The following is a 24,507-nucleotide window of genomic DNA, read 5'->3' as shown; positions in this document are numbered from 1 at the left end:
GCCTCCCCTTATCAGGGGAGGGGCGCAACGTGGCAGTTTTAAAGACGTCCCCCCTGACAAGGGGGGACTGAGGGGGGGTTGCTTTCAGCTGTTACTGCTACCCAATCACCCTTTCTCCCTGGCCGTCAGGCAATCTTTGACCGCCTGCAACAGCTCCATGAAACTGATCGGCTTCAGGATGGTCATATCCGCTTCCGGGCAGTAATGGGCATCGTCATCATAGGCAGTGGTAATGATGATCGGGATATCGTGATCCAGGGCCCGTATCCTGCGGATCATCTCCATGCCGTTCATGACCGGCATCTCAAGATCGGTAATCACCACGGCCGGACGTTTTTCCTGATACAGCCGAAACCCTTCTTCACCTTGCGACGCCAGCAGCAGTTCTCCCACCTGACGACGCAGAAAACTGCCGATGGACAAACGGGCAATATCCTCATCCTCCACATAGAGCAAACAGAGTTGTCTCAATTCTTCATCAGTCGTAGGTGCCATCAGACATTCTCCTGTCTCAGCGGAATAGCAATCGTCAACACGGCACCACTGCCCTGATTAGCAGCCGTGACAGTACCGTTAAAGCGTTGTTCAATAATCTGCCGCACCACAAACAGCCCCAGTCCCACCCCCTGTGTACGAAACTTGCTGGTAACATAGGGGTCAAAGAGCGAATGCAGCAACTGTTGCGGAATACCGCCACCCGTATCGGCGATCGCAATCGTCACGAACTTCTGTTCCTGAACATCAATTTCCACCCTGATCAGCCCGCCATCTTCATGGCCGGCCATGATGGCATCCCTGGCATTACTGAAAATATTGAGCACGCATTGTACCAGATCCTGCAGTGAGCCCTGGAGTGCCTGTTCCGCAATCAGCTTCAGCTCAAAGCTGATTCCTGACTGCTGATAGCTGTCCTGCACCATCTGGATCGCCCTTTGTACCGCGTCCGACGGCAGCAGGATCTGATCAGGAAGTGCCGGGCGGCACAACAGGTTAAACGCCTCGATGGAACGGGAAAGCTGTTTCAAATCCTGCATGATCAGGTCGGCAGCAGCCATGGCATTTTCAGGAAGCAGCTCACCGGTTGTCAGCTGCCAGGCGTTTTCCTGAACCCGTGCCCCGATGTTATTGAGCGGCTGGCGCCAGTGATGGGCAATATTGACCAGTAACTCACCCAGGGTCTGATAGCGGGCTTGCTGCAGCAGCAGGGTATCCTTCTCCCGACTTTTGGCAACCTCTTCCTCAATACGCCCCTCCAGGGTGCGGTTCAGTTCAAGCAGTTCCTGTTCAATCCGGCAGAGCTCAGTGGAGGCATAATTGAGTGATTCTCCCAGATCCTGCACCTCGCTCACATAACGCTCGACCGGGACCGTTGCGCCTTTATGCAGCGGCAATTCACGGGCAAAGCTGGAAAGACGGCTGATGGAGTGGAGCGGTCTGCGCAGCATCAGGCCAACCAAGCCAATGCCGAGTACGACCCCGCTAAAGGCAGCTATAATGCCATTACGCCAGATTTGGCTCTGCATTTGGGCTATATCGTCATGGCTGAAGGTGAGCTGCAGCCAGCCCAGCAAACCTCCGGCCTGTACTGGCTGCCAGATTACCAGTTCTGCTCCGTTTGTTTGCTCGGTCTGCTGAATAGTGGCAGGGGCTTTTAATACCTCATGCTCATCGATTAATTCGGCGAGGTCAGTATCGGAGGCGCGCTTGAAAGCCGTAAGAATAATGCCCGAGGCATCGAGTGCCACCACCTTGCGCAAGCCGGGTACACCGCTGGCATTACGCAAGAACTGGTCCAGCGCGGCATAATCTTCAATGCTCAAGGCATGCGCACAGCCTTCAGCCAGGTTGTTCGACAGAAGCTTGGCCTGCTGGAGTCGCGCAACATGCAACTGGCCGGACTGACTGGCAGCGGTCCAGAACGACAGCCCCAGCGTACCCAATAGCATTGCCAGGGTAATGGCCACCAGCATGCGGTTATGGAGATGGTGCGGCAGGAATGACATTCGGTCACATCCCTTTAACTAAGGCTTCATAGTCCATGTTCTCAAGTGACTGGTAATCCCGCTCATAGTTGGATACGACCGGTTTCCCCAATTGCACCGGCTTGAGTAGTGCCGTAGTTTCCGGCTTTTCTGCCATGCGTAACACCGCCTCGGCTACTGCCTGTTGAGCGTTGGCGGGAATACGCGGATGGGCGGCAATGGAGTGCGGCGCAAGGTACGGGGTCTTCATCAAGATCCGCAGCTTGGCCTTGACATCCACCGGTTGGGCGTCAAAATCCACGTTTAAGACAGTACCGGCGGCTGTCTTGCCGAGTAGCACTGTTTTGTAGACATTACTGCTGGAACCGACAAAGATTTCATTCAGGTTCAGCTTGATGTGCTGTTGATACAACTGGTTACGCAATGCCAGGCTACAGACGTTGCGACTGCCGACATAGGCAATTTCGTGATTATTCAGATCCCTTAACTCCTTGTACGGAGAATCATTCCTGACGATCAGCATGCCCGCAAGCTGATGGCTGCCCCGTACCAACGGCCGGTAGTTTTGTGTCTTGTGTATCACCATCAGCTGGAACGGGGTGGCAAAGGTAAAATCAGGCACACCCTGTTTCAGTTCCGCCTCAAACTGGTTCATGGTCTCATACAGTTTCAATTTAAACGTAAGTCCGGTCTCACGCTCAAGCTGATCCAGAAACGGACGCCAGTTGGTATGCATGGTCACCGGCGGCCGCTGGGGCAGCACGGCAAAGACATACTGTTTCTGTTCTGCGCCCTGGGCCGGCACAATACCTGCCAACACCAGCAGCAGCGCTAATCCCGCGAACAGTCTCATGGCAGTTCTCCTCTCTGGCTGCAGTGCACGGTATCCGGTGTTATCAGCCGGTTCACCTCTGCCAGCAGTCCTTCAACATCAATCGGTTTCGGCACATAACCATCAAAGCCGCACTCCAGCAGCTTGCCACGGTCACCGGTTAAGGCATGGGCTGTCAGCGCAATAATCGGTGTGCGTACGCCCCCTTCCTGTTCACGTCGCCGGATGGTTGCCGTGGCCACCGTCCCGTCAATACCGGGCATCTGCACATCCATCAGGATCAGGTCAAAGCAGTTCTGCTCCCAGGCCTCAATTGCCTGTCTGCCGTCCTCCACCGCCGTTACCCGGTGTCCCAGCCGTTCAAGCAGACGGGTGGCATAAAGCCGCCCGACCGGTTGATCCTCGGCCAGCAGGATCTGCAAGGCATTTCTTTCAAAGCTATCCTGCCTGAGCGGCGTAGCCGCAGGGACCACGGCCCCCAACGGCGTCTTCATCGGCAGAATCACCGTAAAACAGCTCCCCAACCCCGGCGTGCTTTCCACCTCAATCGTACCGCCCATCAGCTCCGTCAGGCGCCGGCAGATGGTCAGCCCCAGACCGGTGCCGCCATAGCGCCGGCTGATGGACTCATCTGCCTGGCTGAAGGGATCAAAGATCCGTTTGATGGTCTCCGGATCCATACCGATACCGCTGTCACAGACCGCAAAACGGACCCGCAGCGACTGCCCCGGCACAATGATGGGGGAGATCGACAGGACGACCCGTCCCTGGTCGGTAAACTTGACCGCATTGCCCACCAGGTTATGTAGCACCTGCTTCAGACGTAACGGCACCCCGCGCAGCAGGCCGGGCATGCCGTCCGCCAGTTCTAGCTGCAGCAGCACCCCCTTGCGCTGGGCCACCGGCTGATGAATCCGCAGGATATCCCGCGCCAGCTGGTCCAGCTGAAAATCGGCCTGTTCTGTCCCAAAACCGCCGGATTCAATCCTGGTCAGGTCCAGCAGGTCGTTAATCACGGCCAGCAGGCTTTGGGCCGAGTCATCCAGATGACGCAGGTAGTCCTGCTGTTCATCAGCCAGCGGGGTCATGTGCAACAGATGGCTCATCCCCATGATCCCGTTCAACGGGGTGCGTACTTCATGGCTGATGTTGGCCAGGAACTGGGTCTTGGCACGGTTGGCCGATTCGGCAACCTCCTTGGCGCTCCGCATCTCCTGTTCAACCCGTTTCTGTTCACTCAGGTCGGTAATAAAGGCAAAGGCGCTATCCACCTTACCCTCGACCGTACGATGGGTCGTGGCAGAAAACATGACCGGCACCGGATGACCGCTCTTATGCAGCAGCGTTATTTCATAGTTGCGATGTTCGGTCCCATCGATACGCCCCATCTGGTACAGGAAGATCGCCCGGTTTTCGGCATCCACAAACTCAAGCGGAGAACGGCCCAGCATCTCTTCCCGGCGGTAGCCCAGCATCGAGCAGAGGGCAGGATTCAGATCAATGGTCAACCGGTTCGGCCCCAGCTGCCAGAACCCCTGGCCCGAGTTTTCAATGAAGGCACGAATCCTGGCCTCACTGGCAGACAGCTCACAGGTCCGCTCGATCACCTTCTGCTCCAGCTGGATGTTCATCTCGGCCACAGCTGCCTGCGCCTGTTTGACCACACTGATGTCGGTAAAGGTCAGCACCACCCCATCGGTGCTGTCGTTCCCCCCTCGAAAGGGCAGAATACGCTGTAACACCCAGTGTTCCGCCCCCAACTGCAACTCCTGCTCGTGGCGGACCCCCTCTTTCAGCACCTGCAGCAACCGTTCGCGAAACTCCTGCGGTGAACCCAGCTCATAGGCAATATGATCAATCGGCCGTCCCAGATCCTGGGGCATCAGCTTCATGAAGGCACTGATCGCGCTGGAAAATCTGCGAATCCGCAGCTGGTTATCCAGAAAGATCGTGCCTACCTCGGTGCTGCTCAGCAGATTATCATGATCACGGTTCAACCGCAGCAGTTCCTGGTTACGGCTTTCAAGCTCGCTATTGACGGCATACAGGTCTTCATTGACCGATTTCAGTTCTTCGTTGGTGCTTTGCAACTCCTCGTTGGAAGAGATCAGCTCTTCATTGGCCAGATCAAGCTTCTCGTTACTGGTCTGCAACTCTTCAATGGTTAACTGTAACGAGTGGCGGGTTGAATGCAGCTCCTGCTCAAGATCGGATATGCGCCGATGCAACGACGAATCGATATCATGGTGGGGGCTGCCCGGCTCATCCTGTTGCACCGGCTGCCAGTCAGAAGGTCGCAAGGTGACATGAAAGTGCAGATCATCACTGCGATCGTCGGCCATACAGGCCACTGAAATATCGATGTAGCGGGTTGTTTCGTCCTGCATCAGCGGCACCCGGTCCATCACCATGGCTTCCCGGCTCTGTTCAGCCCGTAACAGGGCAGTGGAAAGGGCCGGACGCAGTTCTTCCCGCAGATTTCCCAAAAGATCACCGGTCAGCCGTCCGGTCAACGGCTGCAGATAGTCAGACAGATCTCCGAAAATATGCAGCACCTGGCGCTGGCTATTCAGCAACATACCTGGCGGGGCATAGCGGTCCAGAATCCTGTCATAGTCCTGCAACAGATGACGATCCAGAGCAACCGCGTTCCGGGAGGGCTGATGGAGTGAGGCCACCAGCGGATTGCGGGCAATCCAGGGGATACCGGGAACCGTGATGCTATCGCGGGGGCTGCTCTTTTTCTGAAACAGCTTGCAGCCTGAATCCAGCACGCCAAAGGCGTTGGCCAGATGGCTGACCCCTTCACTGGGCCCCAACAGCAGATGCCCGCCCGGCACCAGCGCAAACTTCAGGGCAGACAGCACCCGCTGTTGCGCCTCCGGCTGCAGGTAGATCAGCAGGTTGCGGCAGACGGCAAGGTCAATCCGGGTAAAGGGCGGATCAGAAAGCAGGTTATGATGGGCAAAAACCAGCAGACGGCGGATGACCGGGTCAATCCGGAAGCAGTCATCGCCCTCGCGACGAAAATAGTGTTCAAGATAATGACTGGGCAGCCCTGCAAGGGCCGCTTCACAGTAGGTCCCCCGTGATGCAATCTCAAGGGCGCCTTTATGCAGATCCGTGGCAAAGACCTTCAGATCGCCGCTAAACCCGACCTCCTGTGCCACATCATAAAGCAGCAGCGCCAGGGAATAGGCCTCTTCCCCACTGGCGCAACCGGCGGACCAGATCCGGAATCCTTCGGTGGCCGAACGGCCCCGCAACAGTTCACGCAGCAGATCGGCCAGCCGGCGAAACACCTCAGGATCGCGAAAGAACTCCGTCACCCCAATCAGCAGATCCCGGCCCAGTGCCTCCAGTTCTTCCTGACTGGCAGCCAGCAGGGTAGCGTAGTCAGCAACATCAGCAAGCTGCAGCAACTCCATCCGGCGCGAGATCCTGCGCCCCACGGTAGCGACCCGGTAACTGCCGAAGTCAACCCCCAGCCCGCGGTGCAGCAGATCGGTAATCGGCTGCCAATCGGTGTTGTTCGTATCTTCAGCTGCGGACTCCGTCAGTTCTTCGTCCGGCAGCAGTGAGGTATCCTGTTCACTCATTCCTGAGATTATCCTTTCATGGCAAGTACACGTCCCATTTCAGCCAGCAACTGACCCATCTGGACCGGCTTGCCGACATAGCCGTCAAAGCCGCTTGCCAGCAACGTCTCCCGGTCGCCTGCCAGGGCATGGGCCGTCAGGGCAACCACCGGCAGGTGGCTACCGGTTGCCTGTTCTTTCCGGCGCAGCTGAAGCAGCACCTCTTCACCCCCCATGCCGGGCATCTGGATATCCAGCAGCATCAGATCATACGGTTCCCGTTCCAGCAGGTCCAGTGCCATCAGGCCATCTGCTGCAGCGGCAATCCGATGCCCCTGCCGCTCCAGCAGGCGCTGTACAAAGGTACGGTTCACCTCCTGATCCTCAACCAAGAGAATCTGCAACGGTGCAAGCTGCAACGAGGCGGCGGCAGCCTCGGACTCTTCAGGATCCTGAGCCCCCAGGTAGCGGCCAAAGGGCAACTCGACAACAAACCGGCTGCCCTGCCCCAGACTGCTTTCAGCACGGATATCCCCTCCCATCAGCTCCGACAGGCGACGACAGATAGCCAGCCCCAGACCGCTGCCGCCATGCACCCGGGAGGTGGAGGCATCGGCCTGGGTAAAGGGATGGAAGATCTTCTGCAGGGTTTCCACAGACATGCCGATGCCGCTGTCAGACACCTCAAAGCCAAGCCTGATCCCCGTGGCAGACTCCTCCAGACAATCCACCTTCAGGGTGACACCGCCGTGGCCGGTGAATTTGACCGCATTCCCCACCAGGTTGATCAGCACCTGCTTCAGCCGCAACGGATCACCGACCAGGGCAGCAGGCAGCTCATCGCACGGCTGGATATCCAGCCCGATCCCCTTCTCGGCGGCCGCTTTTTCGTACATATCCCCCACTTCCCGCAGCAGCTTGGCCGGACTGAAGGCGGTTTGCCGGATGGCAAGGCTGCCGGCCTCAATCCGCGAGATATCAAGGATATCGTTCATCAACACCAGCAGATTACGGGCTGAGCTGTCCAGCATATCCATATAGCCGGCCTGTTCTTCAGTCAGGCTGGTGGTACGCAGCAGCTGGCTCAACCCCATGATGCCATTCAGGGGGGTACGCACCTCATGGCTCATGTTGGCCAGAAATTCATTCTTTGCGATGGTGGCCTGCAGCGCCGCATCCCGGGCCTGCTGCAGTTCCCGCATACTCTGTTTCCGTTCCGAGATGTCCCGTACCACCGCCAGCAGCCGCTGGCGGCCATTGATCTCAGCGGCCCGCAGGCTGACCTCTGCCCAGAAGGTGCTGCCGTCCGGACGTGCACAGGGCCACTCAAACAGCTGCGGCACCCCACCGATGGCAGCCTGGATGTACGAGACGGCCTGTTCAAGACCAAAATCGTGCTGATCCGGCGGCGAGAGCTGCACCGGGTTGGAACCGATCAGTTCCACCCGTGGACGCCCGAAAAGCTGTACTGCCTGTTTGTTGCAATCGATGATCATCCCCTGTTGGGTATCCATGATGAAGATCACGTCATTGGTGGCGTTGAAGATGGTCCGGTAGGCATTCTCCGCCGTCTGCAGGGCAAGCGTGTTGTCGTGTTCGGTGGTAATATCACGGGCTGAGCCGTACAGACGCAACAGATCCGGGTTGACCGGATCCCGCACACAGCGGCTATGCTCACGGATCCAGCGGACGGCCTGATCCTTGCGCACCAGCCGGAATTCGGAGCGGACTTCATCACCGGCAGCCAGCCGTGACAGGCCTGCCGCTACCCGTTCACGATCATCGGGGTGTACCAACGGCAGCCAACACCCCAGGGCCAGCAGTTCATCGCTGTAATAACCGGTGATCCGCTCAAACTGTCCGCCAATCCACTGTACCCGGTAGGGCCCACCGACTGTACGGATACAGACATGGCAGAAATCAGAACTTAACTCGGTAAAGGCCTGATAGCGCTGCTCAGAATCGAGCAGCTGCCGCTCAAGCGCCAGGCGTTCCGTGACATCCCGGGCAATGGTCAGAAACTGGTCGGTTTCGGCGATATAACTGATGGAAAGTTCCAGATCCCGTGTTGTGCCGTCCTTGCAGCGATGACGGCTGACAAAGCGGTCAAACCCCTGCTCAACGATTTTGCGGGTGTGGGCATCTACCTCTGTCGTTGTCTCATTTGCCTCAATCTCATGGATGTATCTGCCGAGCAGCTCCTGTTCCTCATAGCCCAGCAGCGCACAGTACGCCCGGTTGACCGACAGAATGCGGGTATCAGCCGCGGTGGTCAGCAGGCCGTCGCGGCTGTTGTCCAGGATGATGCCGAGGTGGATATCCTGAAGCGCCAGCTGGTGTTCCCGTTCTGCCCGCTCGATCTCTCCGGCGGTGCGCAATGCGAACAGCTCCATCAGTTTCAGGGCCAGCGGCACCAGCTCTTCCGCTAACGGCTTGCTGTCCATCAGCAACAGATTGCCCAAGGGCTCATGGCGGGATGAGTACAGCGGCACCCCCAGATAACACTCGACCTGCAGCTGACGCAGCAGTTCGTCGTTCGGGAAGAGATCGGCAGCGCCGACGGCAAAGTAGCGTGGGACCAGCCCTACCACATGTTCGCAGGGGGTTCCGGGCAGGGGATACACGATGTTTTCCACCAGCTCACCATCAGCACAGACCTTCAGGGTCTGCACCGCGGCACGCTGCGGCAGCAGACGGCCAACAACGGCGTAACGGACGTTGAACACCCTGACCAGCGTGGTAACCAGGGCTGCCAGAAAGGCATCACCAACCGTTGTGGCGGTACCTTCAAGCACCTCTTCCAGCAGGGGACCGATACGCAGCAGTTCATCAACGGCATGCTGATCCGCAGCTGTTGTCATACGCGCCTCTCCTTGCTGATCTGCTCCAGGACCCTGGCCATCTCCTCAAACAGGTTGGCGACCTGCAACGGTTTGGCCAGATAGCCGTCAAAACCGGCATTCAGCAACCGCTCCTGATCGCCGACAATGGCATGGGCCGTCAAGGCCACAATCGGGGTGTGGCGTTTGGTCCCGTCTTCTGCAGCACGAATGGCAGCCAGCGCCTTCAGGCCATCCAGAACCGGCATCTGGATATCCATCAGTACCAGATCAACAGGGTCGCTGTTCCAGATATCCACCGCCTCCTTGCCGTTGTTGGCCAGCAGCGGCTGATGTCCCTTTTTGCGCAGGATCTCGGCAACAAAGCGCTGGTTAATCGGTTGATCTTCTGCCACCAGGATACGCAGCGGCTGATCAAGGCCGGTCACCGCCACCGGTTCCGGCGTTGCCGCCGGCAGCACACCCGGTTTGAGCGGCACGGCAAAGCTGAAGGTGCTGCCGTTTCCCGGACTGCTGGAGACCGTGATGGTGCCATGCATCAACTCAACCAGCTGTTTGCAGATTGCCAGCCCCAGCCCGGTCCCGCCAAACTTGCGGCTGGTGGAGCTGTCAGCCTGGATGAACGGTTCAAAGATGGTCTGCTGGGTGGCCTGATCCATGCCGATCCCGGAGTCCTGTACCTCAACCGCAAACAGCACGGTTCCGTCATCATGGCAGCGGGTGGCTGCCCGCACCACAATCTCGCCGCCGGCGGTAAACTTGATGGCGTTCCCCACCAGGTTGTTCAGGATCTGGGTCAGCCGGTACGGATCTCCCACCAGGACCTCAGCCAGATCAGGAGGGCAGATCAGGCTGAGCAGCAACCCCTTGGCCTGAGTCCGCAGCCGCATCACCCGCAGGGTATCATGCAGCAGCCTGGAAGGCTGAAACGGGACCAGCTCCAGCTCCAGTTTTTCTGCCTCGATCTTTGAGAAGTCCAGGATATCGTTGATCACATTCAACAGGCTGTCGGCAGAGCTGTCGATAAAATTGAGATACTCGCGCTGGGACGGCGGCATCTCCATATCCCGCAACAGCTGCACCATGCCGGTAATGCCGTTGAGCGGGGTGCGGATCTCATGGCTCATCACGGCCAGAAAGCGGCTCTTGGCCTCGTTGGCAGACTTCAGTTGCTGCATGGCGCTGTTCAGGCTTTCCACATGGGATTTCTGGTCGGTGATATCCTCAAAGAGCGCTGCAAACTGTTCCGGCCCGATCCGGCAGGCAGAGATGCGAAAATGCCGGTCACGGGGGGCGTAATAGCTCTCAAAACGGTTGGGCTGGCCGGTTGCCACCACCGTGGCATACTCCTGCAGATAGGGCGGGGCATCCGTCTGATACACCTCGCTGGCAGGCTGGCCGACGACCTGTTCCCGCTTCAGGCCCAGCAGCTGTTCAAAGACCCGGTTGGCCTCCTCAATCACGTAATCCACCGGAGTGCCGTCATGGTTGTACCGGATGCGATGCAGGGCAGCGCCTTCCACCATGGCGTCAAACAGGGCATGAAATCGTTCTTCGCTGCTGCTCAGGCGCTGCATGCTGTCCTGCAGCTTGGAGGACATCTGCAGCAGGGTACCCTGCAACAGCGCAAGTTCATCACCGCGCAGCGGCAAGCGGGCCAACGCTTCGGCCTGACCGTCACCAAACAGCTGGACGGCATGGGCAAGGGACTCAAGCTGTCGGCTGAATCGCCCGGTCAGGTAGTAGGCAACGGCCGTTCCGATCGCCAGCAATCCCAGTATCAGCAACAGTTTCAGCAGCAACGGCAGGGCAGTCATGGAGGAGCAGACCAGCTCGGCTGCAATCAGCAGTAACGCCAACACACTATAACTGATTGTCAGCCGGGTCCGCAGCGTCATGGGACAGGTCCTTGATCGGGAATGGTCACTCTATGACAGTGTATCACCAGGCGGCTGATGCGCAACTGTCAGACGCCTACAGGTGGCCCACCTTGATTGACAGCGGCCAGATTACCCGGCGCCGGTTTTCACCCCAGAGCGGGGCAAGCGGCACGGTCAGTAGCGGCACAGGATCGCTGCCATGCCGTTCACGGTAGCGGCTGGTGGCTGACCAGCTGCGCAGGTAGCCGGCCAGGTCATCCAGACTCCAGTCAACGGCCATGGCGCATGTGGGGGGAGTCAATTCATGAAAGGGGAAGGCCAGGTCGGCGTAACCGTTCTCGACATGACGCCGTTCAGGCGGCCAACAGTCTCCGACGGTCTCGTAATAAAACCGGTCCAGCAGGCGCTGTATTCCGGCGGTGTCCGTCCCCTCAACCCGAAAGACACCGTAGGTCCAGACCGCCAACAGACCGCCCGGCCGCAACACCCGGCGCACCTCGGCATAGAAGCGATCAAGATCAAACCAGTGCAGGGCCTGGGCCACGGTCACCAGATCGGCAGAGTGCTCAGGCAGCCCGGAGCAATCAGACGGAGTGGTATGATACTGAACATTCGGGCAGGGTGCAGCGGCCTCAATCTGGGAGCGGCTGGCGTCGGTGGCCCAGACCTGCTCAAACTGCTCTGCCAGTCCCAACGCTGCCTGGCCGGTCCCGGTGGCACAATCCCAGGCCAGCCTGCGTGCCGGGGCCTTTTCAGCCAGCCAGCTGAACAGCGCGGGCGGGTAGCTGGGACGGTGGCTGGCATAGTGGGCAGCCACCTGTGCAAAATGGTCAGTGAAGCCGGTGCCGGTCATCCTCGATCCTTTGCGGTGGCCTGCGCCAGCTCGGCGCAGAGCAGCTTGATATCCACCGGCTTGGCCACATAGCCGTCAAAGCCCTCTGCCATCAGCCACTCCCGGTCCCCCTGCATGGCATGGGCCGTCAGGGCAACAATCGGTGTATGACGACCGGAAGCCTGTTCTGCCTGGCGGATCAGGCGGGTGGCCTCAACACCGTCCATGACCGGCATCTGGACATCCATCAGGATACAGTCCCAGCGGTTGCTGTGCCACTGTTCAAAGGCCTTTTGCCCATCCTCCACGGTTACCACCCGATGCCCGAAGTGCGTCAGAATGGCACTCATACTGCGTGCATTGATCTGATTATCCTCTGCCAGCAGCACGGTCAGCGGGCGGCCCTCCGGCACCGGCTCCGGCCGGTCTTCCAGAGGCAAAGCACTACCGCCAGAGGCCTCACGCACCACAAACGGCAGCTCAACAAAGAAGCTACTGCCGCTGCCGGGTGTACTGACAGCCCAGATCCGCCCCCCCATCAACTCGACCAGGCGGCGGCAGATGGAAAGTCCCAGGCCGGTGCCGCCATATTTACGGGTTGTGGAGCTGTCCGCCTGTTCAAAGGGTGCAAAGACCCGCTCCAGCACCTCTGGAGACATGCCGATACCGGTATCGGCAACCATGATACGCATGACCAGCCCGTTGTCATTGCGGGAAGACGGCCCGGCCACAATGCTGATGCGGCCCTGCTCCGTAAACTTGATGGCATTGCCCAGCAGGTTCAGCAGGATCTGCTTGAACCGCAGCGAGTCCCCCAGCAGGATCTCAGGGAGTTCGTCAGACAGCTCGGTGCAGATACCCAGCTTTTTCTGGGTGATACGTGGCATCTGAGAGGCCACGACCTCCTCAATGGTGGCCCGTACTGAAAAATCGGCACATTCCAGTTCAAGTTTGCCGGCCTCGATCTTGGAGATATCCAGAATGTCGCTGATCAGCGCCAACAGGTTTTGGGATGAGATCTGCAGGCTGGCCAGAAACTCCTGTTGTTCGGGAGTCAGGTCCGTCATTCGCAGCAGATGGGCCATACTGATGATACCGTTCATCGGGGTGCGGATCTCGTGGCTCATGTTGGCCAGAAATTCCGTCTTGGCCCGGCTGGCGGCCTCTGCGCGCTCCTTGGCTTCCTGCAGCGCAGCCTCTGTCTTTTTCCGTTCGCTGATATCCCGGGCCAACCCCAGGTTGTAGCCCTGGCCGTCAAATTCAAAATAGTTGGCGGTAATCTCCACCGGATAGACCTGGCCGGAACGGCTTCTGTGAGTTCCCTCAAAGGTGATGGCCCGCTGACGGATCAGCTCCTGCCAGAAGACTGGCCACTGATCCTCGGGAAATGCTGCATCAACATCGCCGATCTTCATCTGCAGCAACTCTTCACGGCTGTAGCCGGTGGAGCGGCAGGCCTCCTGATTGACGTAAATAAAGCGGGTGGTCTTATCCACCAGGTAGGCTGCTTCATGGATCGTATCCAGGGCAAAATTGAGCAGGGTCATGGTCTGCTCGGCCTGTTTACGCTCCGTAATGTCGATCACGTTCCAAAGCACACCCGGCTCACCATTGGGAAGCTGCATCTTTACTCCGGCAAAAAAACACCAGAATGTTGTACCGTCCTTACGACGCCAAGGATACTCGGCACTGGCCAGCGGGTGACCTGCCTTGGCCTCCTGGAAGCAGGGAGCCCAATCCTGATAATGCTGCTGGTCAAGGTGCAGGATACGGGCGCTCTGCCCCACTAACTCTTGCCGGTCATACCCGAACAGGCTGCAAAACTGGCTATTGACCTGCAGTATCTGGCGGGTGGAAGAGACCACCAGCATGCCGGAACCGTTCACCTCAAACAGGGTCTGCAGGTGGCTGCGCTCAGCCGCCAATGCATCTTCCGCCTGCTTACGATCGCTGATATCGGTCAGGTTCCAGACCACTCCGTTGTCGCCATCGGTCAACGTAAGGGCACCACCGGAAATCATCGCCCAGAAGGCACTGCCATCCTTGCGGCGGTACTGCCATTCAACCTGCACCATCGGCTCATTTGAACGAGCGTTGGCAAACCATTGTCCAAACCGTTCATACTGTTCCCGGTCAAGGTGCAAAACCTCCGCGCTTTGCCCCACCAGCTCGTCCCTGGTGTAGCCGAACATCTCGCACAGGCGGCGGTTTACCTCCACAATTATCCGCTCTGACGACACAATCAGGATACCGGCAGTAGTTCGTTCTCGAAAGGCATACCAGAATTCTGCCTGCTGCTGCAGTCGTTTGTTCAGGCGCCGGGTGACCAGCACCAGGCCTGCCAGCAGCGTAATCACCAGCAAGGCAGCCAGCAGCAGCTTGCGATAATCAATCCGCGTCTCGTAGGGATTCGGAATCCAGCGATCGGCAATCGCCGCCCGCTCCGCAGCCGGAATTGCAGCCAGTGCCTTATCCAGAATGCCCTGCAGCTCTGTCTGTCCCTTTGCCACCCCGAACTGCAGCACGGAGCGGGGTGCGATCAGGGTGCCCATCGGGGTAAGTCCGTTCAGTTCCAGCTTGTCAAGCAGATGCTGCACCACGGCACGGTTGCCGGCATAGGCGTCGGCCTCTCCCCGGGCAACCGCCTTGAGCGCCTCGGCGGTACTGCCGTACTCGCGGACCGTGACCGACGGGAAATTGTTCCTGAAATAGGTGACATTGTTAAACCCCTTTTCAAGGGCGATGCTCTTGCCGGCCAGGTCGGCTTCCTGTCTGAAAAAAGTCCCTGACCTGCGCCCCACCAGCACATGGGGAATAGAGATATAGGGCCGGGTAAAGTCAAACAGCGCATCCCGTTCAGGGGAACGGGTTATATCCATCAGGGCATCAATCTGCCCGTTCTGCACCCATTCGTAGTTTTCCCTGAACGGACCGGGAACCGGGACCAGCATCCCCCCCAGTATGCGGTTGATCGCCTTGAGGTAGTCTGCACCGATCCCCTGCACCGTGCCGTTGCGATCAAGATAGTTCATGGGTGGCCAGTCCTGCATTACCCCGACATGGATGATCGGGTGTCTGGCCAGCCAGTCCTTCTCGGCATCACTCAGGGCGATCCCTGCCGGAACGGCACCAGCCTGATTCTGCGCTGCGGAGACCGGCAGAAGCGCGCACTCCACCAGCAAGCCTGCCAGTAACAGTGCCGTCAGGCTGCGGGCCAGGTTCTTTATGACAGCCTGCGTGATACTGCGGCCAGCCCCATTGTTGCTCTCGTTGCGGCGCAGGTGCCCGTTCCGCCCGTAAAACAGGACCACCAGACCAGCGAAGCCGCAGAGCAGGACAAAACCTTCAGTCATGGGCAATCCTTTGACAAGGGCAGTTCAACCGTAAAACAGCTCCCTTTGCCCGGCTCGGAACGGACCCCGATCCGCCCCCCCATCAGCTCGGTCAGACGCTGACAGATGGAAAGCCCCAGCCCGGAGCCGCCAAATCTGCGGGTGATCGAGCCATCGGCCTGGGTGAAGGGGGCAAAAACCAGTTCCAGCTGTTCAGCAGGAATACCGATGCCGGTATCCTGTACTTCCAGATGCAACCACGGCACATTGTCCGGCCCTGTCATGCGCAGCGCCTTCACGGTAACACTCCCCTGCTCGGTAAACTTGATCGCATTGCCGACCAGGTTCAGCAGGATCTGCCTGAAGCGGATCTGATCCCCCAGCATCTGCTCAGGCAAATCATCCGCCAGTTCAAGCACCATTTCCAACGACTTCTGCCGGGCCGGTGCGTTCTGCAGCGCCATCACCTCCCGGATCGTCAACCCCAGCGGAAAGGCCTCATGCTCCAGATCAATCCGGCCGGCCTCAATTCTGGAGAGATCCAGGATGTCATTGATCAGCGCCAGCAGGGTACTGGAGCAAAGCTCCATATTCTCCAGATACTCCTTCTGCTCCTGGCTCAGCCGGGTATAGTGCATCAGTTGCACCATCCCCAGCAGCCCGTTCATCGGGGTGCGGATCTCATGGCTCATGTTGGCCAGGAATTCAGACTTGGCCCGGCTGGCAGACTCGGCGGCATAGCGGGCCGCAAGCAGTTCCTTCTCATGCAGCTTGCGGTCGGTGATATCCCGCGACAACACCACAAAGCGGGGCTGATCCGTTACCGGTCCAGTTTTACGGGCAACCGACAGCTCAAACCAGAGTTCACCGGTTGGCAGTTGCAGAAAAAACTGGCGACCATGGGAATGGCCGGTTCTCTCTGCCTCCTGCAGCGCCTCAAGACAGACCTCTGCCGCCTGGGACGGCAGCACCTCACGCACGGTCCGGCCCAGCAATGCATCAGTTGGTGCTGCCAGTTGTTCCTGGTGGCGGGCATAACAGCTGTAGTAGCGTCCATCCAGCCCCAGTTCAAACAGCAGATCCGGCACGGCCTGAATCAGACTGCTCAGGCTGTTACGTTCCTGTTCCAGTTCCTGCTCAATGGCAATATGGCGCTCCATCTGCAGAAAGAGCTGGCAAACCAGCAGCGTGGCAACAGGGTAGACCAGCAGCACCGGCAGCGTGATGTTGGCCAGCACCACCAGCGCAACTGCTGCAGGCAAAAAGGACATACAACCGATCATCCAGAGATGCACCAGCAGACCGAACAGGTAGAAACCGACCGGACTGACAGTCCGGGGCCAACTGCGCCGCAGATAGTGGCCGGCCACACCAATGGCACCGGAGCCGATAATGACCGCCACCCCCATCGGTGCGCCAACCCCGCCCAGCCAGTAGCGGTAGCCGGCAGCCATGGCAGCGGCAACAGCTGCGGTAACCGGACCGCCAAACAGGCCTGCCACAGCGATGACAATACTGCGTCCGTCAAAGATCAGCCCCGGTTGCAAGACCATCGGGGTCATCATCCCCACCAGGGCCACACTGCCGAACAGCAGGCCGGACAACAAGGCATAGGCATGCCCCCGTTGCCGGATATGCCGGATCAGCAGACCATGGGCAAAGGTCAGCGCCACCAGCAGGGCGATATTTTGTATCAGTGCAAGATAGATCATCGGCTAAACCTTTAGAGGCTTGTCGTAATTTTCATCAGAACATCAAAAATCTGTTGCAGCCGGAACGGCTTGGAGAGGTAATGATCAAAGCCGGCTGCCAGCAGCCGCTCCCGATCCCCCCGCAGGGCGTGGGCGGTCAGGGCAACAATCGGTGTATGCCCTGTCTGCGGCTCTTCCTGGCGGATCTGCAGCATCGCCTCCTGGCCCCCCACAACCGGCATCTGGACATCCATCAGTATCAGGTCAATACCACCGGCCCGCCAGATCTCTACAGCCTGCTGTCCGTCCCGGGCTGTCTTGACGTTATGTCCCATTTTTTTCAAAACGCCTACGGTAAACGCCATATTCAACTCATTATCTTCTGCCACCAGGACCGTCAGAACCGGGCCCTCCCACATAATCTGACCGGCCTGTCCCTGTTGCGAGTGGCTTTTGCTTGCCACCGGGAGACCAAAGGGGATCTCCAGACAGAAGGTGCTGCCCTCACCCAACCTGCTTTCAACCGTAATAGCCCCTCCCATCAGGTCTGCCAATTTCCGGCAGATCGTCAGCCCCAGGCCGGTGCCGCCAAAGCGTCTCGTGGTACTGGTGTCTGCCTGCTCAAAGGGTGAAAAAATCTTTTCCATCACCTCTTGAGACATGCCGATACCGGTGTCGACCACCTTGATAGCAAACGTGACCTGGTAACTTTGCAGTTCGATAACAGCAGCATTGATACTAATGCTCCCCTGCTCAGTGAACTTGATGGCATTGCCCAGCAGGTTCAGAAGAATCTGTTTGAAACGCAACTGGTCGCCGCAGACGATCTCAGGCAGCTCATCAGCCAGGCAGCTGTCAATCTGAAGGTGTTTGCGGTGAATCGTGGAGATCTGGGTGGCAAGCACATCACCAATCGCCTTTTTAAGTGAAAAATCGGCATATTCCAGCTCTATCTTGCCGGCCTCAATCTTAGAGAGGTCCAGAATGTCGTTAATCAGTGAGAGCAGGTTGTCGGCAGAGCTCTCGATATAGGACAGATATTCCTGCTGTTCAGGACTCAGCTCGGTAAAATTAAGCAGCTGGGCCATACCGATGATCCCGTTCATGGGGGTGCGGATCTCATGGCTCATATTGGCAAGAAATTCACTCTTGGCCCGGTTGGCGCCATCAGCGGCCTCCCGGGCCAGCTCCAACTCCTCCTCATGGTGTTTGCGTTCGGTAATGTCATGGGCAACATGCACCGTGGCAGCATAACTGCCATCCTCATCAAAGAGGGGGGTGGTCGTGATCTGAAACTGGCTATCCAGCCGCTCCACCAGCGCCTCCACAACATGTTCCCCGTAATCCTGCAGGGTCTGCCTCTGAGGACAAAACTCCGGCGGTTCATCCTTGCCATGCATACAGGCATAGCATGCATTGCCCACGGTCTGCTCTCTGGTCGTACCCAACCGCTGCAGGGCGGCTTGATTGACATGGGTGATCTGATAGTTGCGATCCAGGATGAAGATCAGGTCCGGCATGGCATCAAAGGTCCGCTCCCACTCGTCTCGGCTGCGGCGCAACTCGTTTTCAATCTGTTTGCGCGAGGTGATGTCTCGAGACACACCAATCATGCCGATGACAGCACCTTCAGCATTACGGAATGCCACCTTGGTACTTTCAAACAGGACATGGGCCCCGTTCGGCAGCACGACCGGGATCTCATAGGAAATCGGCTGCTCCGCTGCCATGGCCTCTTGATCTCTCTGAGCCACAAATTGCGCCAGTTCCTGATTGGCAAGCAGCTCCCGGTCAGTATGCCCGATGATCTGTTCCCGCGGACGGGCGATAAAGTTGTTGGCATACTGCTCATTACAGCCCAAATACACACCGGCTCTGTCCTTGTAAAAAATCAGATCCGGTATCGTATCCATCAGGGTGTGCAAGAAATTTCGCTGTTCACTTAAATCACGCTCTCGCTCATCCCGCTGGTGGATCAACACCTCCGTGGTGGTGGCCATTTCGTTGAAGGCCATGATGCAGGTATCAATCTCCGGAATCTGGCACAGCTGGACACGTGTCGTATAGATACCGCTGCCGAACTGTTCTGCAGCAGCGCCCAATCTGCGTAACGGCCTTAATGCCCGCCTGATGGTCGGTGCCATCAGGGCGATAAAGACCGCCAGGCCGCCCAGCAGACACAGGATCTGCACCTGCAGCGAACGCCACAACACGGCCACTTCAGTCTGCGGTGAGTGGGCCAGGGTCAGGGTGCCGTAGGGATGCCCTCCAACCTCCAGCGCGGCAGACTCCTTGTGCTCCCGTATCCCGACCAGCGCGACAAACCAGTCCGGAACGGCCGGCTTTGGCTGTTCATCAACGGCCTCAACCACCTTGCCCACCGGATCAGTCCAGCGGATCAGATAGATATGCTGACGTTTGACATTGGTACGAAAGGAGGCCTGAATAGAGGCATAGTCCCCCAGAATGGCGTTCTCGCTGACCATCTGGGTAAGTTCCCGCAGCTGATCACGGAGCTCTTCATCGATCCTGGTTCGCAGACTATCTATCTCATGGAGCATCTGGCCCCAGATCAGCAACGAGGTGGTGATCAGCATCACAAAACCGCTGACCAGCAGCAGACGGCTAAAGAGACTTAAACGTAACAGGATTATTTTTTTGAGCATTACCGTGACTCCGGTACGACGGTCTGCTTAAAAAACTCCCATTGATTACGATACTCTCTGTTGCTTGCAGGGACAAAACCATAGGGGGGCTGCTGACCGATCAACGCACCGGCCTTTTCCAGTATCTGCACACCTTCCGGATCATGGGACATGTTAACCAGGGCATCAACGATCGCTGCCGCCGTTCCGGCAGCTACACGGGGGTGGACTGCAATCGGCAGATTCAGGTACTCCGGCGATTGCCAGACACTCCGGTAACGCCAGCCCTCCCGGTTGGCGTAGGACTGCATCACCTGTGAATTAACACCGGCTGCAGCCACCCGGCCAGCCTTGAGCTGCGCCATAATCCCCTCCTGATTGCCGGCAAAAACCGGCTTGACCCTGATCCCCTTGCGGGTCAGGACATCAAGCGGTACCGCGTATGCCACAAAAGCGGCTGGTGACGGAAAGCCCACTTCCCGGCCTGCCAGATCTTCAAGCCGGGCAATCGGTGACCCTTCCGGCACAACGATCTCACCGGTAATGGCCGGGCCTGCCGGACGGGCCACGACCCGATAGCCTGCCCTGGCATTGGCCTTGGTAAAAAAATGGTTGGTATAGACCAGATCATAACGGCCGAGGCCGACCTGACGGGAGTGTTCCGGCGCGGTCTTTTCAACCTTCAGAACCAGCGGCACACCGCTCTTCTTTTCCAGATACTTCAGAATAGGATTCCAGTACTGGGCGGTCAGGATAACACTACGCTGCGGTACGACGCCAAAACTCAACTGCCTGTCAGCAGCGTTGGCGGTTGACACTGAACAGGCCGACAACACAAACAGCAGAAGATGGGTTGCAATCCGGTTTCGCATAGGCTCCCCCTCTCAAGCATCATCAAAGCAGGCCCACCACGATCAGCGCGACGTCACCCGCTTCAGTTCCGCTGCCAGTTCATTGAGCTGGAACGGTTTGGCAATATAACCGTCAAAACCCTCGGCCAGCAACCTTTCACGGTCGCCGGCCATGGCATGGGCGGTCAGGGCGATGATCGGGATGTGGGCAGCGCTGCCCTGCTCACGCTGGCGGATAAAACGGGTTGCTTCACTGCCGTCCATGACCGGCATCTGGATATCCATCAGGATCAGATCAACATGGCCTGACATCCAGTGTGCCAGGGCCTGTTTACCGTCTTCAGCGCGAAGCACCTTGAGCCCCAGTTTGCCTGCCAGTCCTGCGGCGGCCATCAGGTTGACGGGATTATCTTCGGCAATCACCGCGGTCATGGAGGAACCCTGCCAGAGCGCCGGCGGAACGGCTTCACCCCTGACCGCCTCAGCCGGGTCGACGGCGGTATACAACGGCAGCTCAAGGGTAAAACAGCTCCCCTCGCCGGGGATGCTGTCAACATGGATACGGCCCCCCATCCGCTCTGCCAGGCGGTGACAGATCGCCAATCCGAGGCCGGTGCCGCCAAACCTGCGAGTGCTGGACATATCGGCCTGCACAAAGGGTTCAAAGATCCGCTGCAGATCTTTTTCAGCAATACCGATGCCGGTATCGCTGACCCGCAGCTGCAGCCGCAGCTCACGCTCACCACACGCAATACAATCCGCCGCAAGGGAGACCCCGCCCTGCTCGGTAAACTTGATCGCGTTGCCCAGCAGGTTGGAGATGATCTGGGTCAGACGGCGTCCATCGCCAATCACCTGCTGCGCCAGACTCTCCGGCAGACTGGTTGTAAGCGGCAACCCCCGCGTCTCCAGTGCGCTACGGTGCAGGGTGATGGCCAGTTTAATGCTTTCCAGCAGATTGAACGGCCCTGACTCGACCTTCAGGCCTGAAGATTCAAGTCCGGCCAGATCAAGCAGATCGTTCACCAGTGCCAGTTCATTGACTGCCGATGTCCTGATCATCTGCAGGAACTCACCCTGTTCAGCAGTAAGCTCGGTCAGTTCAAGTAACTGCACACCACCCATCACGCCGTTCAGCGGTGTGCGCAGTTCATGGCTCAGGGTAGCCAGCAGCTCTGTCTTGGTGCGACTGGTGGCCTCGGCCGTTTCCTTGGCACTGGTCAGCAGTTCCTCAATCTGCTTGTGTTCAGTAATATCCTGCAGGGTGCCGGCAATACAGTCGCCGTCCGCCCCTTCCAACCGGCCGATACTGCGCAGTTCACCCCAGAAACGCCGGCCGTTGGCACTGATCATCCGGCAGGTCAGCTTGAAAGGTGTGCCGTGGGCAAATGCCTCCTGCAGGGACTGCAGCACCAGAGGCCGGTCCTCGGCATCAAAATAGTTCAAGCTGGCTTCCTGGCTGATTGCCTCTTCAACGGGATGTTCCAGCATCCGGTACAGCTCATCAGTCCAGTAGAGCATGCTGGTATCGGCATTTAACTTCCAGCCACCAAGCTGGGCAATGGTTTGGCTTTCCCGCAGGAACAGGGCCTGATCCGCCAGGGCCGCCTCTGTCTGTTTGCGTTTGGTTATGTCGGTAATGGTGCCGACATAGCCGACAATCCCCCCCTTGCTGTCAAAGATCTCGGCTGACTGGCCATACACCCAGGCAACACTGCCATCGGGCCGCATAAAGCGATATTCCAGGCTAAAGGGGCGCTGCCCGGCAACCGAGCGTTGCCATTCTTCAAAGACCTTTGCCCGGTCTTCAGGATGCAACGCCTGCGCCCAGCCATCACCCAGCGCCTGTTCAAGCGGTAACCCGGCAATGGCTGACCAGCGTTCATTGACATAACAGCAGGCTCCGTGCGGGTCGGTCTGGAAGACACCGGTGGGAGAGGCAGTGGTCAATGACGCATACAACGCCTCCTGGGCCCGCAGCTCGTCTTCGGCCTGCTGACTGAGGCGTTGTTGACGCAGATAAATGGCGCTGGCAATCGTGATACCGATCATCCCCACCAGCCAGATGCTGCCGTGGGCCAGACGGACACCCCGCAACCCGTTCTCGCCGGCCCGCAGATGCGGTGCCAACGGCACGGCGGCACTGATGCCGCCTCTGATCCCTCCCACCGGAATCCTGGTGTCGGCATGGCACTTCAGACAGCCCTGTTCCATCTTCATCGGCAGGATCAGACGGTAGTAGGGGGCACCATTGATGGTGGTCAGCTCACTGACTGAAGAGCTCCCTTTCTCAAAACGGAGCAGGGCCTCCCTTTCCCAGGCATCAGGGGCATTGACAGGGTTTTTGGCGTGCAGGCTGGTGATATGTCCCTTGACGCCGAACTGTTCGCCAAACAGCCCCATGACCTGGCGGGTCATATAGGCCGGATTCATCAGGGTCAGTTTGTCGCCGTCAGTCGTCACAACATCGCGCTTCGGCACGGTTAACCAGGGGTTGGGCGGGGTCTGCGCGGTGGGATGCACATAGACGCCGCCATGCATGGTGGCCCAGCGTCGGAAGGCAAGATCTTTATTGATAATGGTGGTTGCTTCATGGCGGGAGTAATCATAGACCTGCTGCCGGATCAGGCGTTCATTCCAGAGCAGCGAACAACCGACAATCAGGCTCCAGAGCAGCCCCCACTGCAACAACGCCATCCAGATGGTACGATACTTTTTCATGGTAGCTCCAAACGCTGCCGGACTACCTTAAACAGACCAGTCAACAAGCGGTCTAAGGCATATAAAGTCTGCCATTAAACTAGGAAATGTCAAGCGGGATCGCGCCTGTGCGGCGCGGGCAAAACGAGGGAAAACAGGGCGGCAGAACAGGTGATGGCGGCAGCGCTGAGATAGGCCGGAGCAAAGCTGCCGTAGCTACGTGCCAGCAAGCCGGCAACGGCTGGACCGATGGTCTGTCCCACGGCAAAGAAGATGGTAATGGTGGCAAATGAAGCGGCAGCCCGGGCTGTACCCAGATAGTCACCCACAGCAGCAGCCATGATGGCTGGTATGGCAAAAACGGCTGAGCCGTACAGGACAATGGCAAGCAGCAGGCCAATGGCCCCCAGTTTGAGTCCGGCCAGCAGGTAGGCTGCACTCTGCACCAGAAAGACCAGCGCCAGCCCTTGCTTGCGGCCGATCCGGTCAGACAGGCTGCCAAAACCGACCCCGGAAAAGACGCTGAAGAAGCCCACCCACGACCAGTAGTGGCCGGCTTGCGCTTCACTCAAACCGGACTCCCGCACCATACTGGTGACGATAAAGGTGCCGAAGACCATAAAGGTTGCGCCAAAGGCCAGATACAAAAGCCCCAGCCTGAGCAGCAGTGCGCCGTCCCCCTGCTGCTCGTGGGGAATGGGCATGCTGCCGTGCTGTTCCGGCTGCAACGGCCCCAGCGGTTCCAGCCCCTTTTCCGCCGGGGCATTACGCAGCCACAGGGCAGCAACCAGGGCGGTCAGCAGTGAGATGGCTGCCAGCAGCAGCCAGGCCAGACGCCAGCCGTCAGCGGCATACTGGCGGTTAAGCAGCGGAATCAGATACCCGGCACAGATAATCGCCAGACCGTTGCCGCCAATGATCAGACCGGCAGCCCTGCCGCGGGTCCGGCTGCGGAACCAGCAGGGGACCAGCGCCATGAGGGGAATGTTTGCAAGACCACCACCCAGGCCGGTAACCGCATAGAGCAGCGCAACCGTCAGAAAACCGCGGGATTGACTGATACCGGCCATGCAGAGTGCGATCAACAGCAGCCCGGCACTGATCACCGCCCGGGGGCGAAAACGGCGGATCAGCCAGGGAGACAGCACCACGGCGACCAGATACCCGCTGAAGTTGGCCGTGCCGATCAGGCCCATCCGGTCATAGCTCAACTGCAATCCGGCCTGCATGGCAGGCAGCAGCATGGTGTAGGCGTAACGGGCCAGCCCCAGGCAGGAAAACAGCACCAGGACACCGACCGCCACGATGACCCAGCCGTAATGCAATGACCGGCATTGCAGAGGT

Annotated in this window: 13 protein-coding genes; all 13 read right to left on the bottom strand. The window is 58.5% G+C overall.

The annotated features are described in order from the left end of the window. Positions 1-105 precede the first annotated feature (105 nt). Entirely contained in the window at positions 106-495 is a 390-nt protein-coding gene (locus tag FY034_RS02165; protein ID WP_265553406.1) for a response regulator, read from the bottom strand. Next, on the bottom strand, positions 495-2,003 hold the full coding sequence (locus tag FY034_RS02160; RefSeq protein ID WP_265553405.1) for a sensor histidine kinase: 1,509 nt from the start codon (positions 2,001-2,003) through the stop codon (positions 495-497). Before FY034_RS02160 ends, FY034_RS02165 begins: the two co-directional genes overlap by 1 nt. Positions 2,004-2,007: 4 nt before the next feature. Beyond that, a complete protein-coding gene (locus FY034_RS02155; RefSeq protein ID WP_265553404.1) occupies positions 2,008-2,835 on the bottom strand; it encodes a phosphate/phosphite/phosphonate ABC transporter substrate-binding protein in 828 nt (275 codons plus the stop codon). Continuing rightward, the gene (locus FY034_RS02150) at positions 2,832-6,413 is read right to left on the bottom strand and encodes a CheR family methyltransferase (RefSeq protein ID WP_265553403.1); all 3,582 of its coding nucleotides are present in this window, start codon (positions 6,411-6,413) and stop codon (positions 2,832-2,834) included. The genes FY034_RS02155 and FY034_RS02150 overlap by 4 nt, the downstream gene beginning before the upstream one ends. A gap of 8 nt (positions 6,414-6,421) precedes the next feature. After that, complete coding sequence (locus tag FY034_RS02145) at positions 6,422-9,253, bottom strand: PAS domain S-box protein (RefSeq protein WP_265553402.1); 2,832 nt, start codon at positions 9,251-9,253, stop codon at positions 6,422-6,424. Next, positions 9,250-11,130 carry an ATP-binding protein gene (locus FY034_RS02140; protein WP_265553401.1) on the bottom strand — a complete coding sequence of 627 codons (1,881 nt, stop codon included), beginning with the start codon at positions 11,128-11,130 and terminating at the stop codon, positions 9,250-9,252. Before FY034_RS02140 ends, FY034_RS02145 begins: the two co-directional genes overlap by 4 nt. 76 nt (positions 11,131-11,206) lie before the next feature. After that, positions 11,207-11,965: a class I SAM-dependent methyltransferase gene (locus tag FY034_RS02135; RefSeq protein WP_265553400.1), complete on the bottom strand. Its 759-nt coding sequence runs from the start codon at positions 11,963-11,965 to the stop codon at positions 11,207-11,209. After that, positions 11,962-15,297, bottom strand: a complete 3,336-nt coding sequence (locus tag FY034_RS02130; protein WP_265553399.1) for a PAS domain S-box protein — start codon at positions 15,295-15,297, stop codon at positions 11,962-11,964. Before FY034_RS02130 ends, FY034_RS02135 begins: the two co-directional genes overlap by 4 nt. After that, a complete protein-coding gene (locus tag FY034_RS02125) occupies positions 15,294-16,988 on the bottom strand; it encodes an ATP-binding protein (RefSeq protein WP_265553398.1) in 1,695 nt (564 codons plus the stop codon). Before FY034_RS02125 ends, FY034_RS02130 begins: the two co-directional genes overlap by 4 nt. Before the next feature lie 11 nt (positions 16,989-16,999). Beyond that, entirely contained in the window at positions 17,000-19,633 is a 2,634-nt protein-coding gene (locus FY034_RS02120; protein ID WP_265553397.1) for a PAS domain-containing protein, read from the bottom strand. Continuing rightward, positions 19,633-20,484 carry a phosphate/phosphite/phosphonate ABC transporter substrate-binding protein gene (locus FY034_RS02115; protein ID WP_265553395.1) on the bottom strand — a complete coding sequence of 284 codons (852 nt, stop codon included), beginning with the start codon at positions 20,482-20,484 and terminating at the stop codon, positions 19,633-19,635. Before FY034_RS02115 ends, FY034_RS02120 begins: the two co-directional genes overlap by 1 nt. 42 nt (positions 20,485-20,526) lie before the next feature. Then, the gene (locus FY034_RS02110; RefSeq protein ID WP_265553394.1) at positions 20,527-23,184 is read right to left on the bottom strand and encodes an ATP-binding protein; all 2,658 of its coding nucleotides are present in this window, start codon (positions 23,182-23,184) and stop codon (positions 20,527-20,529) included. Positions 23,185-23,273: 89 nt separating this feature from the next. Beyond that, complete coding sequence (locus FY034_RS02105) at positions 23,274-24,467, bottom strand: YbfB/YjiJ family MFS transporter (RefSeq protein ID WP_322573232.1); 1,194 nt, start codon at positions 24,465-24,467, stop codon at positions 23,274-23,276. Positions 24,468-24,507: the final 40 nt, after the last annotated feature.

It is taken from the genome of Trichlorobacter lovleyi, from assembly GCF_015239775.1.
Taxonomy (GTDB): domain Bacteria; phylum Desulfobacterota; class Desulfuromonadia; order Geobacterales; family Pseudopelobacteraceae; genus Trichlorobacter; species Trichlorobacter lovleyi_B.
The sequence above is the reverse complement of the archived record's forward strand: the minus strand, read 5'-3'. Positions and strand labels throughout refer to the sequence as shown.